Source organism: Actinoplanes sp. NPDC051851 (assembly GCF_040681165.1).
In the GTDB taxonomy this organism is placed as follows: domain Bacteria; phylum Actinomycetota; class Actinomycetes; order Mycobacteriales; family Micromonosporaceae; genus Actinoplanes.
Genome location: NZ_JBFAYF010000003.1, coordinates 194,425 through 206,736, shown reverse-complemented (window position 1 = coordinate 206,736; position 12,312 = coordinate 194,425). Strand labels below are relative to the sequence as shown.

11 protein-coding genes are annotated in these 12,312 nt (G+C 71.9%); 9 read left to right on the top strand and 2 right to left on the bottom strand.

The window, feature by feature from the left end:
• Positions 1-21 precede the first annotated feature (21 nt).
• From AB0M08_RS04945 to AB0M08_RS04920, 6 genes are all read left to right on the top strand, one after another.
• Entirely contained in the window at positions 22-2,004 is a 1,983-nt protein-coding gene (locus AB0M08_RS04945; RefSeq protein WP_364488537.1) for a beta-galactosidase, read from the top strand.
• 393 nt (positions 2,005-2,397) lie between these two features.
• Positions 2,398-4,041: an ABC transporter substrate-binding protein gene (locus AB0M08_RS04940; RefSeq protein WP_364488535.1), complete on the top strand. Its 1,644-nt coding sequence runs from the start codon at positions 2,398-2,400 to the stop codon at positions 4,039-4,041.
• A complete protein-coding gene (locus AB0M08_RS04935; RefSeq protein WP_364488532.1) occupies positions 4,038-4,988 on the top strand; it encodes an ABC transporter permease in 951 nt (316 codons plus the stop codon). Before AB0M08_RS04940 ends, AB0M08_RS04935 begins: the two co-directional genes overlap by 4 nt.
• Entirely contained in the window at positions 4,985-5,830 is an 846-nt protein-coding gene (locus tag AB0M08_RS04930; protein WP_364488529.1) for an ABC transporter permease, read from the top strand. Before AB0M08_RS04935 ends, AB0M08_RS04930 begins: the two co-directional genes overlap by 4 nt.
• Positions 5,827-6,780 (top strand): ABC transporter ATP-binding protein, encoded by a 954-nt coding sequence (locus AB0M08_RS04925; protein ID WP_364488526.1) that lies wholly within the window; start codon positions 5,827-5,829, stop codon positions 6,778-6,780. The genes AB0M08_RS04930 and AB0M08_RS04925 overlap by 4 nt, the downstream gene beginning before the upstream one ends.
• On the top strand, positions 6,780-7,514 hold the full coding sequence (locus AB0M08_RS04920; protein ID WP_364488523.1) for an ATP-binding cassette domain-containing protein: 735 nt from the start codon (positions 6,780-6,782) through the stop codon (positions 7,512-7,514). Before AB0M08_RS04925 ends, AB0M08_RS04920 begins: the two co-directional genes overlap by 1 nt.
• On the opposite strand, the gene AB0M08_RS04915 is transcribed toward AB0M08_RS04920, so the two are convergent.
• Positions 7,498-8,088, bottom strand: coding sequence for a TetR family transcriptional regulator (locus tag AB0M08_RS04915; protein ID WP_364488520.1), 591 nt, complete (start codon positions 8,086-8,088; stop codon positions 7,498-7,500). The genes AB0M08_RS04920 and AB0M08_RS04915 overlap by 17 nt on opposite strands.
• Positions 8,089-8,161: 73 nt before the next feature.
• Between AB0M08_RS04915 and AB0M08_RS04910 the strand changes: the two genes are divergently transcribed.
• The 3 genes from AB0M08_RS04910 to AB0M08_RS04900 are packed head-to-tail and all read left to right on the top strand — an operon-like array spanning position 8,162 to position 11,683.
• On the top strand, positions 8,162-8,626 hold the full coding sequence (locus tag AB0M08_RS04910; RefSeq protein ID WP_364488517.1) for a DUF3237 domain-containing protein: 465 nt from the start codon (positions 8,162-8,164) through the stop codon (positions 8,624-8,626).
• A gap of 1 nt (position 8,627) precedes the next feature.
• A complete protein-coding gene (locus AB0M08_RS04905) occupies positions 8,628-10,268 on the top strand; it encodes a CocE/NonD family hydrolase (RefSeq protein WP_364488514.1) in 1,641 nt (546 codons plus the stop codon).
• 14 nt (positions 10,269-10,282) lie between these two features.
• The gene (locus AB0M08_RS04900; protein ID WP_364488511.1) at positions 10,283-11,683 is read left to right on the top strand and encodes an amidase family protein; all 1,401 of its coding nucleotides are present in this window, start codon (positions 10,283-10,285) and stop codon (positions 11,681-11,683) included.
• Positions 11,684-11,838: 155 nt separating this feature from the next.
• Here AB0M08_RS04900 and AB0M08_RS04895 read toward each other — a convergent pair whose 3' ends face one another.
• Complete coding sequence (locus AB0M08_RS04895; protein ID WP_364488508.1) at positions 11,839-12,249, bottom strand: MarR family transcriptional regulator; 411 nt, start codon at positions 12,247-12,249, stop codon at positions 11,839-11,841.
• Positions 12,250-12,312: the final 63 nt, after the last annotated feature.

Genomic DNA, 12,312 nt, shown 5'->3' with positions numbered 1-12,312 from the left:
GGCTTCGGTACGGTGATCACCGTGGGAACCTCGGAGACCCGACGCTGGCTTCGCCGTACCGGACCCGCCCGGATCGAGTACGGCGCCGACTACAACCCGGAGCAGTGGCCGCGCGAGGTCTGGCCCGAGGACGTCCGGCTGATGCGCGAGGCCGGGGTCACCGTCGTCTCGCTCGGGATCTTCTCCTGGGCCCGGCTGGAGCCCCGCCCCGGCGAGTGGGACTTCGGCTGGCTGGACGAGGTGATGGACCTGCTCCACGCGAGCGGCATCCTGGTCGACCTGGCCACCGCGACCGCCTCCCCGCCGCCCTGGCTGACCGCCCGGCACCCGGAGATCCTCCCGGTGGACCGGCACGGGAACACGGTCTGGCCCGGCGGCCGCCAGCACTACCGCCTCACCTCGCCGGTCTTCCGGGAGCACGCGCTGCGCCTGGTCCGGGCGATGGCCACGCGTTACGGCGAGCATCCCGCGCTGACCGCCTGGCACGTCAGCAACGAGCTGGGCTGCCACAACCTCTTCGACTACTCGCCGGACGCCGAGGTCGCCTTCCGGGGCTGGCTGCGTGACCGGTACGGATCACTCGACGCGCTCAACCACGCGTGGGGCACCGCGTTCTGGTCGCAGCACTACTCCGACTGGTCCGAGATCATCCCGCCCCGGCAGGCGGCCGCCCAGGTCAACCCGACGTGCGAGCTGGACTTCAAGCGCTTCTCCGACGGTGCGGCGCTCGACCACCACCGCGCCGAGGCGGCCGTGCTGCGGGAGCTCACCCCGGACATCCCGGTCACCACCAACTTCATGGTGGCCCGGAGCGTGACCTGGCTGAACTACGCGGCCTGGGCGGACGACGTCGACTTCGTGGCGAACGACCACTACGTCACGCCCGGCCCGCAGGCCCGCGACGAGCTCTCCTTCTCCGCGAACCTGACCGGCAACCTGGCCGGCGGCCGTCCCTGGTTCCTGATGGAGCACTCCACCAGCGCGGTCAACTGGCAGCCGGTCAACCTGCCGAAGAAGCCCGGCGAACTGGCCCGGGACTCGCTCACCCACGTCGCGCACGGCGCCGACGGCGTCTGCTTCTTCCAGTGGCGGCAGTCCCGGGCGGGCGCCGAGAAGTACCACTCGGCGATGGTCCCGCACGCGGGCCGGGAGAGCGCGCTCCATCGTGCGGTCGTCGATCTCGGTGCGCGCCTGGCCGATCTGGCCCCGGTGGCCGGGTCGCCGCGCACCCCCGCCGAGGTGGCGATCCTCTTCGACTGGGAGTCGATGTGGGCGGCCGAGGCGGACTCGCACCCCAGCTCGCGGCTGCGCTATCACCGGGAGGCGCTCGACTTCTACACCGCGCTGCTGGACCTCGGCATCCGCTCCGACGTGGTCCCGGCCGCCGCCGACTGGTCCGCATACCGCCTGGTCATCGCCCCGATCCTGCACGTCGTCCCGTGCGCCCTGGCCGACCGCTGCGCCGATTTCGTGGCAAACGGCGGAAACTTCCTGACAACCTACTTCTCCGGTACGGTCGACGAACACGACCACATCCACCTCGGCGGCTACCCGGGCGCCTTCCGTGACCTGCTGGGCATCCGCGTCGAGGAGTTCACACCGCTGCCCGACGGCGACACGGTGGCCCTCGACAACGGCACCACGGCCACGCTCTGGACCGAGCCGATCGACATCACCGACCCGGCCACCGAGATCCTCGCGCGCTACGCGACCGGCGACCACGCGGGCCGCCCGGCCGTGACCCGCCGCCCGGTCGGCACGGGGTCGGCCGCCTACATCTCGACCCGCCTCGGCCCGGACGGCCTGACCCCGATCCTCCCGGCCCTGCTGAACCCCGTGGGCATCCACAGCGAGCTCCCGCCCGAGCTGCGCGGCCGCGTCGAACTGGCCATCCGCGGCCCCCACCACTTCCTGATCAACCGCACCGACGCCGAGATCGCCCTCGATGCCCCCGCCCCGCTCCCACCCGGCGGCGTCACCGTCCTCCCCGTCGCGCCTCACTAGCGGCACCCACCCCGCTCGCCCGCTACGCCCGTGCCCACCCCGGGCCGTAGCGCGCCCGCGGGTTTTGGCTGGTGCTCAGGGGTGTCTCAGCGAAGCGAGACACCCCTGAGCACCAGCCAAAACCCTGAGCCGCCTCCTGGCCCCAGCCACCTACGGTCTCGCGAGCCCGGGAACGGTCCGGCCTGAAGTTAGTCATGCCGCGTGTCTATTTCCGTGGGGAAACAGCAGCTTGACACGGGGTTTCTGGGTGGGCAGTTAATAGTTGATTTCCAGGATTGACAATTTAAAGCGCCGGGCGGAGTCTGGGGCGGTCGCCACATGCCGGGCCGCGGAAGCGCGGTGACGGTGGGTGGGGTGGCGTGCCTCCGTGCCCGAGTCCAGGGAGTTATATAGATGATTATCAATAGATGGGCGGGCGTCACGGCGGCCGCTCTGGCGGTGAGCGTCGTGGTGTCGGGCTGCGGGGGCGGCTCCGGCGATCAGGCGGCGGGCGGTACGAAGATCGAGCTGACCGCGACCACCCCGGCGGCGAGCGGTGACGTCGAGAGCGTGACCTGGGCGCTGCCCTCGGGGGAGCCGGCCAGCCTCGATCCCGCGCTGACCGGGGACTACTCGGCGAACACGGTGGAGACCAACCTCTGCGAGAGCCTGCTGCGGCTGGAGACCGACTTCTCCACCTCGCCGGGGCTGGCCGAGTCGGTGGAGCAGAAGGACGCCACCACCGTGGTGATCAACCTGCGCGACGGCGTGACGTTCTGGGACGGGAACGCGATGACCGCGCAGGATGTGGTCTACAGCCTGAAGCGGAACATGGACCCGGCGCTGGCGTCGTACAGCGCGCACGTCTTCGCCAACGTGAAGTCGATCGAGAAGACCGGGGACCTGCAGGTCACGGTGAAATTCACGACGCCGGACGTGCAGTTCATCCCGGATCTGGCCGGCACGCCGGGCGCGATCGTCGAGGAGAAGTACGCGACCGCCAAGGGCAAGGCGTTCGGCACGGCGAGCGGCGGCGTGATGTGCACCGGGCCGTTCCAGCTGGACGACTGGCAGTCCGGGCAGAAGATCGTGCTCAAGCGGAACGACTCCTACTGGGACGCCACCCGCAAGGCCAAGGCGGCGACCTTCACGTTCGTCTTCCTCAGCGACAGCAGCACGCTGACCAGCGCGCTCCTCTCCGGTGAGGTGGACGGCGTGTACGGCGCCCCGGCCGGCAGCATCACGGCGCTGCGCAAGACCGGCGTCGGCAGCCTCTACTTCGGGCCGAGCACCGAGTCGTACAGCATCGGCGCGGTCACCACCGAGGGGCCGGCCGCCGACCCGAAGATCCGGCAGGCGCTGGACCTGGCGATCGACAAGAACAGCTACATCACCAGCGTGCTCAAGGGCGCCGGCGAGCCGCTGAAGACCTTCACCCCGCCGCTGGTCTGGCAGGGCAGCGCGGCCAAGGACGTCTACGACGCCGGGTACGCGGCGCTGCCGGACAACGCCACGGCCGACCTCGCGAAGGCGAAGCAGCTGGTCACCGAGGCCGCGCCGAGCCGGACCGACATGGTGATCGCGGTGCCGGCGGGCAACCAGGAGCTCCTGCAGACCGCGACGATCGCGCAGGCCGCCGCGCAGCAGATCGGGCTGACCCTCACCATCAAGCAGCTGCAGATCGCCGAGTACACCGGCCTCTTCTACGACCCGACGCTGCGCCAGGGCATCGACCTGATCGCCACCACCGGCTACCTCGAGGTGCCGGGCGCGCTCTACTACGCGCCGGGCTTCGTGCTCAAGGACGCCCAGTTCAACTGGACCGGCTACGAGGACGCGGAGGTCACCAAGAACATCGTGACCGCGGTCTCGGCGACCGACCCGGCGGCTTCGGCGCAGGCGTTCGTCGCGGCTCAGGCCATCTACGCCCCGGCCGACCTGCAGATCAGCCTGGCCCAGTCCTACAACCGGCTCTTCATGAACAAGCGGATCACCGGGGCGCCCGCCAGCTTCTCCTACATCAGCTCGGCCTGGGCCGCGCAGGTGGGCAAGGCGTGAGGTCGGTCCTCTGGTTCGTCGGCCGCAAGCTCGCCGGGATGCTCGCGACGATCCTCGTCGCCAGCGTGGTCATCTTCGGGGCGCTGTATCTCGCCCCGGGGGACCCGGCGAGCCTGCTGGCCGGCGGGCGGCAGGTCAGCCCGGAGACGATGGCGGCGATCCGGGCGCAGTACCACCTGGACGAGCCGTTCTGGGCGCAGTACTGGCACTGGCTCGCCGGGCTGCTCACCGGCGACCCGGGCACCTCGATGGTGCTGAAGGAGCCGGTGACCACGCTGATCATGTCCCGGTTGCCGACGACGCTCCTGCTGGTGGCGTACGCGGGAACCTTGATCTTGATCGTGGGGGTGGTCCTGGGGGTGCTCGCCGGGATCGGCGGGCGGATCGCGGATACCGCGCTGACGCTCGGGACGACCGTGCTGATGGCCGCGCCCGCGTTCGTCGCCGCGATCCTGCTGATCTGGCTCTTCGCCACCAAGCTGTCGTGGTTCCCGGTCTACGGCTCGGGCGAGGGCTTCGGCGACCGGATCTACCACCTGACCCTGCCCGCGCTGGCGCTGAGCGGGGGATACCTCGCCTACGTCAGCCGGATCACCCGGACCGAGGTGCGCGCCGAGCTGGCCGCCGATCACGTGGCGGCGGCCCGGGCCCGCGGCCTGCCGGGCTGGTCGGTGCTGCGCCGGCACGTGCTGCGCAACGCCGCGCCGCCGATCCTCGCGGTCTCCGGTGTCACGGTCGCCGGGCTCTTCGCCGGGACCGCGGTCGCCGAGCAGGCCTTCGGGGTGAGCGGGCTCGGCTCGCTGCTGGTGCAGAGCGCGGCCCGGCAGGACCTGGTCGTCGTGCAGGTGCTGTCGCTGCTGCTGGTGGCCGCCTTCGTGGTGGTGAACATGCTGGTCGACCTGGTCAACGCGATCCTCGACCCGCGCCTGGTGAAGGAGAAGTCATGACCGTCCTGGCCCTGGCCTTTCCCAAGAAGCTCGCCCGGATTCCCTGGGTGCCCGCGATCGCCGGGGCGGTCTGTGCGATCGCGGTGCTGGTCGCGGTCCTCGCGCCGTGGCTGGCCCCGCACGACCCGAACGCGGTCGACCCGCTGAACGCGTACGCGGCGTTCTCCCCGGAGCATCCGCTCGGCACCGACGACCTCGGCCGTGACCTGCTCTCCCGGCTGATCATGGGGTCGCGGACCAGCCTGGCCGGTCCGCTGATCGTGGTGCTCGCGGCCGGGGTGGCCGGCACCGCCCTGGCGATCAGCGCCGCCTGGTTCGGCGGCTGGTTCGACGCCGCGGTCTCCCGGGTGCTGGACATCCTCTTCGCGTTCCCCGGCCTGGTCCTGGCGATCACCGTGGCCGCGATCTTCGGGGCCGGTTTCGTCGCGCCGGTGGTGGCGCTCTCGGTCGGCTACCTGCCGATGATCGCCCGGGTGATGCGGGCGGCGGCGCTGCGCGAGCGGTCGCTGCCGTACATCGAGGCGCTGCGGGTGCAGGGCTTCTCCGGCTGGCACATCTGCCGCCGGCACCTGCTGCCCAACCTGGCCCCGCTGCTGGTCGTGCAGGCCGCGATCGGTTTCGGGTACGCGATGATCGACCTCGCCTCGATCTCCTTCCTCGGGCTCGGCCTGCAGCCGCCGGCCGCGGACTGGGGCTTGATGATCGCGAACGGTCAGCCCTCGATCCTGGCCGGTTTCCCGCAGCAGTCCCTGGAGGCCGCGATCGCGGTGGTGATCACCGTGGTGGCGTTCACCGTGGTCGCCGAGCGGCTGGCCGAGCGTTTCGGCGGAGGTGTCCGGTGACGAGTCCACTCCTGGAGTTCCAGAACCTGCGGATGGCGATCGGTGATCGCCCGATCCTGCGCGAGGTCACGTTGAGCGTCGCCGCGGGCGAGGCCGTCGGCCTGGTCGGCGAGTCCGGGTCCGGGAAATCGATGACGGTCAAGTCGGTGGTCCGGCTGCTGCCGTCGGCAGCCTCCGTCTCGGGCGCGGTCCTTTTCGAGGGTACGGACGTGAACGCTCTCGGCCCGAAGGAGCTGCGCCGGTTGCGCTCACGGGACGTCGCGATGGTCTTCCAGGACCCGCGCGCCACCGTCAACCCGGTGCACACGATCGGCCACTTCCTCACCGAGGTGCTGCGCGACCAGGGGATGAGCCGGTCCGAGGCGCTGCGGAAGGTGGGCGGGCTGCTCGCCGACGTCGGCGTCGACCGGGTCGAGCGGCGGCTCCGGCAGCGCCCGCACGAGCTCTCCGGCGGACTGCTGCAGCGCGTGGTGATCGCCGCGGCGCTCGCCACCGAGCCGAAGCTGATCCTCGCCGACGAGCCGACCACCGCGCTGGACGTCACCACCCAGGAGGAGGTGGTCGCGATCCTCGACGAGCAGCGGCACCGGCGGGGGACCGCACTGCTCTTCATCTCGCACGACCTGGAGCTGGCCGCCGCGGTCTGCGACCGGATCGCGGTGATGTACGCGGGCGAGATCGTGGAGATCCTCCCGGCCGCCCGGCTGCACGAGGACGCGCGGCACCCGTACACGCGGGCGCTGCTGCGGTCACGGCCCGGCACGGTGGCGCCCGGCGAGCGGCTGGAGACGGTGCCGGGCACCCCGCAGTCGGCCGCCGACGCGCCCGCGGGCTGTGTCTTCGCGGACCGCTGCCCGCAGGCCGAGAAGGACTGCCGGACGACGCGCCCGGTGCTGCTGCCGCTCGGCACCGGCCTGGCCGCCTGTCACCTGCTGGAGAGGAACGCGTGATGCTCGAGGTCCGTAACCTGCGGAAGGTCTTCAAGGGCGGCTTCGTCGCGGTGGACGGGGTGAGCTTCAGTGTGCCGGCGGGCGGCTCGCTCGCGGTGGTGGGGGAGTCCGGCTCGGGCAAGACCACCTGCGCCCGGATCGTCACCGGACTGGAGAAGGCCACCTCGGGGACGGTCACGCTGGACGGGACCGTCCAGATGGTCTTCCAGGACCCGTACCTCTCGCTGGACCGGCGGCAGACCGTGGCGAGCTGCCTCGACGAGGTGCTGGCCCATCACACCCGGCTCGACCGGGCCGGCCGCCGGGCCCGGACCGCGGAGCTGCTGTCGCTGGTCGGGCTGGACGAGCGGCACGGCACGGCGTTGCCCCGCGGGCTCTCCGGCGGGCAGCGGCAGCGGGTGGCGATCGCCCGTGCGCTCGCCGCCGACCCGAAGCTGCTCGTGCTCGACGAGGCGGTCGCCGCCCTCGACGTGTCGATCCAGGCGCAGATCCTGAACCTGCTGGTCGACGCGCGGGCCGCCACCGGGATCGGCTACCTCTTCATCACCCACGACCTGTCGGTGGTCCGGCACGTCTGCGAGGACGTCGTGGTGATGTCCCGCGGGACGGTGGTCGAGTCCGGCAGGGTCGAGAGGGTGCTGGAGGAGCCGGAGGCCGCGTACACCCGGAAGCTGATCGGATCGGTGCCCCGGCCCGGCTGGGTGCCCACCCGGGGGGTCAGCCGTGCCGGTTGAGCTGCTCCAGCAGCGACTCGGCGGCGGTGCGGACCAGCCCGCCGGAGGCGACCGGGAGCCGGAGCTCGGCCATCATCGAGTTGCCCATCGCCAGGCACCACAGGCCGTACGCGGCCGAGCGCCGTGCCCCGGGCGACGCCGACGGGTACTCCGCGCCGACCGCCTCCTCGACGGACTGGATCGCCTGCGAGTAGTGGCCCTGCATGGTGGCCCGGATGCTCTCGTCGGCGACGCCCGCGGCGACCAGCTCGCGGATGATCGTGTCGTCGTCGCTGATCGGCAGGAAGCCGCTGCTGAACAGGTAGTCCATCGCGATCGGCAGCTTCTCCCGCTCCGGCGCCTTCGCGATCCTGCCGATGAACTCGGCCTCGTAGCCGGTGAAGAGCCAGTTCGCGTACTTCCGGAGCAGGTCGTCCCGGTTGCCGACGTAGTGACGGACGTGGCTGCGACTCAGCCCCGACTCCTCGGCGACCCGCTCCAGCGTCGTACCGGCGAGGCCGTGTTTCCCCAGGCAGCGCCCGGTGGCCCGCATGATCTGCTCGGTCCGCTCCGCCGCCATGCTCGGGCGACCCATCCCCGCTCCTCTCGCCGTACCGCCGCACACAGCCTAATTGATTGTCATTTCAGCAAAGAAAACGAGGACCGTGATGCCTGAACTGCCCGACCCGCGCCTGGAGTTCGCCTTCGAGGCGCGGGTGGACGTGGCCGAGACCCTGCACGTCGGTCGCGGCGCGGACGAGGTCGTGATGTTCACCCCGATCACCGGCGGCACCGTGGACGGCCCGCGCCTCACGGGGAGGGTGCTCGCCGGCGGCGGCGACTGGTCCACCACCCGCGGCCAGGTGACCGAGCTCGACGCGCGCTACCTGCTGCAGGCCGAGGACGGCGCGGTCATCGACATCCACAACCGCGGGTTCTGGCGGGCCGACCCGGAGATCGACGCGCGGGTCGAGGCCGGCGAGGACCTGCCCGAGACGCTGTACTACTACCGGACCACCCCCTTCTTCCGTACGGACGCGGCCGCGCACCGATGGCTGACCTCGTCGGTCTTCGTGGGGCTCGCCCGTGGTGAGGCCGGTCAGGTGTGCATCCGCTTCTTCGAGGTGCTCTGAGATGACGATCCAGGTCCAGCGCACCGGCCCGGGGCCCGTCCCGCCGAGCGCCACGCAGCACATGGTCCGGATGCGGGACGGCGTCCACCTGGCCACCGACGTCTACCTGCCGTCCGGCGGGGACGCGGCGCCCGGCCCGGTGGTGCTCACCCGGCTGCCGTACGACAAGAACGGCGAGTACACGTTCATGCCCCGGGTCGCGGAGTACTTCACCGCCCGCGGCTACACCATGGTCGTCCAGGACGTGCGCGGGAAGTTCCGGTCCGAGGGCGAGACGCTGCTCTTCGTGAACGAGGCGTACGACGGGTACGACACCATCGAGTGGCTGGTCAACCAGGCCTTCTGCAACGGCGTGGTGGGGATGTGGGGGGACTCGTACTACGGGTTCACCCAGTGGGCCGCGGTCTCCACCGGGCACCCGGCGCTCCGGGCGATCGCGCCCCGGGTCACCGGCACCCGGCTCGGCGAACTGCCCGGCCCGGTGCCCCGGCAGCGCACCCACGACGTCGAGATGGGCGTCGCGCGCTACTACCCGCTCAGCATGTTCCACGGCCCGGACATGTTCGAGTGGGAGCTGGACTGGTCCCGGCGCCCGTACGCGGCCCAGGTCGAGGAGTTCTTCACCTGTGTCGGCAGCCGCTCGGCCAGCTACGACGTCTGGTTCCCGAACCCGGTCCACCTGCGGCGCTTCCCGGCCGGCAGCCCGTTCGACGCGCCGGCCGTACCGGTGCTGATGACCGTCGGCTGGTGGGACAACTGCGCGCCCTGGTCCTGGTCGGACCACCGGGAGATCCAGCGGCGGCCGGCCTGGGCGCGCAACGAGTACCTGCTGATCGAGGCGATCGACCACGAGAACAACAGTCACTTCGCGCCGGGGCAGACCAGCGCCGACCCGTCGTTCCTGGCGCGCTACCTCGACCCGGCGATCGACTTCTTCGACGTCTTCCTCCGCGGCGAGCGGCGGGAGATCCCCCGGGTGCGGTGGCAGCTGGCCAACTCCGGGGACCCGGCGCACCGGGCGGAGGGTGGTTGGCCACCCCCGGCGGCGTACCCGAGGACGTGGCATCCGGCCGGTGCGGACGCGGCCGTGCGTGACGCACCGGGCGGCACCCTCGGCAGTGCGCCCGGCCCCGCGGAGGCGGCGGCCTGGACGCACGACGCCGCTGATCCGGTCCGGTCACCGGTCGTCGACGCGTTCTCCTTCCTGGCGGAGTACCCGGACGAGCGGCACGCCGCGGACCGCCCCGACGTGCTGGTCTTCACCGCTCCGGCCGGCGCGGAGCCGCTCGACCTCGCCGGGCCGATCTCGCTCAGCACGGTGGCCGGCTCTGACGGCCCGGAGATGGACCTCTTCGCGCGGCTGCTCGACGTCGCGCCGGACGGCACGGCGAAGCTGATCGCTCGCGGACAGCAGACGATTCCCCGGCCGGGCGACGCGTTCCCGGTCACGCTGGACCTCGGGCACGTCGGGTACCGCCTGCCCGCCGGTCACGCGCTCCGGCTCACCGTCGCGAGCAGCGACGCGCCGGAGTTCGTCCCGGCGCCCGGCACCGGCGAGCACCGCTGGCTCGCCGTCGAGACCGTGCCCAACCGGCAGCGGATCGAACTGGGCTCCACCGTTCTGACCTGCACCGTTCTGTGAAAGTGGGATCTCTCATGCACAACCTCACCGCCACCGGGATCGCCGACGGGGTGCGCAGCGGAAAGTTCACCGCGGCCGCCGTCGTCGACGCCCACCTGGAGCGGATCGCCGCGGTCAACCCGCAGGTCAACGCGGTCACCGTGGTGCTCTCCGACGCTTCCCGGTCCGCCGCGGCGTCGATCGACGCGAAGGTCGCCGCGGGCGAGGACCCCGGGCCGCTCGCCGGGGTGCCGATCTCGGTCAAGGAGAACATCGACCTGACCTGGTCGGCGACCACCTCGGGCCTGCCGTTCGCGCGGGATCACGTGCCGCCGGTCAACGCGACCTTCGTGGACAGGCTTCTGGCGGCCGGGGCGATCCCGGTGGCGCGCGGGAACATGCCCGACATCGGTCTGCGCTGGGACACCGACAACGACCTCTTCGGGCGTACGGTCAATCCCTGGGATCCGGCCCGGGTGCCCGGCGGATCCAGCGGCGGGGACGCCGTCGCGGTCGCCACCGGCATGGTCGCCGCCGGTCTCGGCAACGACTACGGCGGGTCCATCCGGCTCCCCGCGCACGCCGCCGGCGTCGTCGGCCTGCGCACCTCGGCGGGCCGGGTCGCCGCGCCCAGCCGGCACGTCGAGCCGTTGCCGCTCTCCATCCAGCACTTCGCGGTGAACGGTCCCCTCGCCCGCTCGGTCGCCGACCTCGACCTGCTCTTCGGGGTGATGCACGGCGCCGACGAGTACGACCCGCTCAGCGTGACGACCGAGCACCCGTCCGGCTACGACGGCCCGCGCCGGGTGGCGGTCACCGTCGACCCGTGCGGCTGGGGCGTCGACCCGCGGGTGGCCGCGTCCGTCCGGGCCGCGGCTTCGTCGCTGGCCGCGGCCGGCTGGGAGGTCGAGGAGGTCGAGCCGCCCTCGATCGACCGGTGCGCGACGATCTGGCGGCAGCTCTCCTCGACCGAGAACGCCCCGATGCTGCTCACCCCGGGGGTCTTCCCCGGGCCGCTCTCCGAGGGGACGGTCCGCTACTTCCGGGACAACATCGTCGACGTCGAGATGCTGGACACGTCGGCGTCGTACCAGGGCGCCTGGGCCGAACGGTTCGTGCTGGCGTCGGCGTGGCGCGCGTTCCACGCCCGCTACCCGATCGTGCTCGGCCCGGTCACCACCCAGCCGATGCCGCTGATCGGCTACGACCTCTCCGGCTCGGTGGCCTGCACCGACCTCTGGAAGGCCCACCGCCTCCTGGTCACCGCGAACTTCCTCGGGCTGCCCGCGGTGGCCGTCCCCACCGGGACCGCCGACGGCCGCCCCCAGGGTGTCCAGGTGATCGCCCGCCAGCACGGCGAGCACATCGCCCTCGCGGCGGCGCGCGACATCGAGGCCGCCCACCCGGCTCTCACGCCGATCGATCCGCGCCCCTGACCGCGGGGCACGCGAGGCCGTCGCCGGTCACCCCCGCGCGGCGGCCCGCTCCATCGGCTGCTCAGGGGTGTCTCGCTCCGCTGGAGACACCCCTGAGCACCAGCCGAAACCCGGGGGCCGCGCTACGGCCGGGGGCGGCGGAGAGGGCGCGGGCCCTACGCCAGGGACTGCCATGCGGTGATCAGGGACTGGCGGAGCTCGGCGGACTGCGGATCCGTGAGCTTGGCGGTCATCCGGGACTCCAGCTCGGCGACCGGGGTGGCGACCGCCGCCAGCAGCGAATGGCCCTCCGGTGTCAGGTGGAGCAGGAGCTCGCGGCGGCTGGCCGGGTTGCGTTCGCGGCGGATCAGGCCGCGGGTCTCCAGGGCGCGGACCATGTCGGCGATGGACTGTGCGGTGACGAACGAGTCGCGCGCGAGCTGGGCCGCGGAGAGGCCGTCGTGGCGTTCCAGGACGGTGAGGGCGGTGTACTGCAGCGCGGTGATGCCGTGGCCGCGGACCAGTTCGTCGAGGCGGGCGCGGACGGCGAGCTCGAGCTGTTTGACCAAGTAGAGCAGCGATGGCATGTCGGCCAGGCTACCCCATTGACAGGAAACCTGATCGTCATAAAGACTCGGAACCGACAGGAT

Coding starts and splice junctions, on each gene's coding strand:
- AB0M08_RS04940 (WP_364488535.1), top strand. CDS start 2,398: ATGATTATCAATAGATGGGCGGGCGTCACGGCGGCCGCTCTGGCGGTG.
- AB0M08_RS04930 (WP_364488529.1), top strand. CDS start 4,985: ATGACCGTCCTGGCCCTGGCCTTTCCCAAGAAGCTCGCCCGGATTCCC.
- AB0M08_RS04920 (WP_364488523.1), top strand. CDS start 6,780: ATGCTCGAGGTCCGTAACCTGCGGAAGGTCTTCAAGGGCGGCTTCGTC.
- AB0M08_RS04915 (WP_364488520.1), bottom strand. CDS start 8,088: ATGGGTCGCCCGAGCATGGCGGCGGAGCGGACCGAGCAGATCATGCGG.
- AB0M08_RS04910 (WP_364488517.1), top strand. CDS start 8,162: ATGCCTGAACTGCCCGACCCGCGCCTGGAGTTCGCCTTCGAGGCGCGG.
- AB0M08_RS04905 (WP_364488514.1), top strand. CDS start 8,628: ATGACGATCCAGGTCCAGCGCACCGGCCCGGGGCCCGTCCCGCCGAGC.
- AB0M08_RS04900 (WP_364488511.1), top strand. CDS start 10,283: ATGCACAACCTCACCGCCACCGGGATCGCCGACGGGGTGCGCAGCGGA.
- AB0M08_RS04895 (WP_364488508.1), bottom strand. CDS start 12,249: ATGCCATCGCTGCTCTACTTGGTCAAACAGCTCGAGCTCGCCGTCCGC.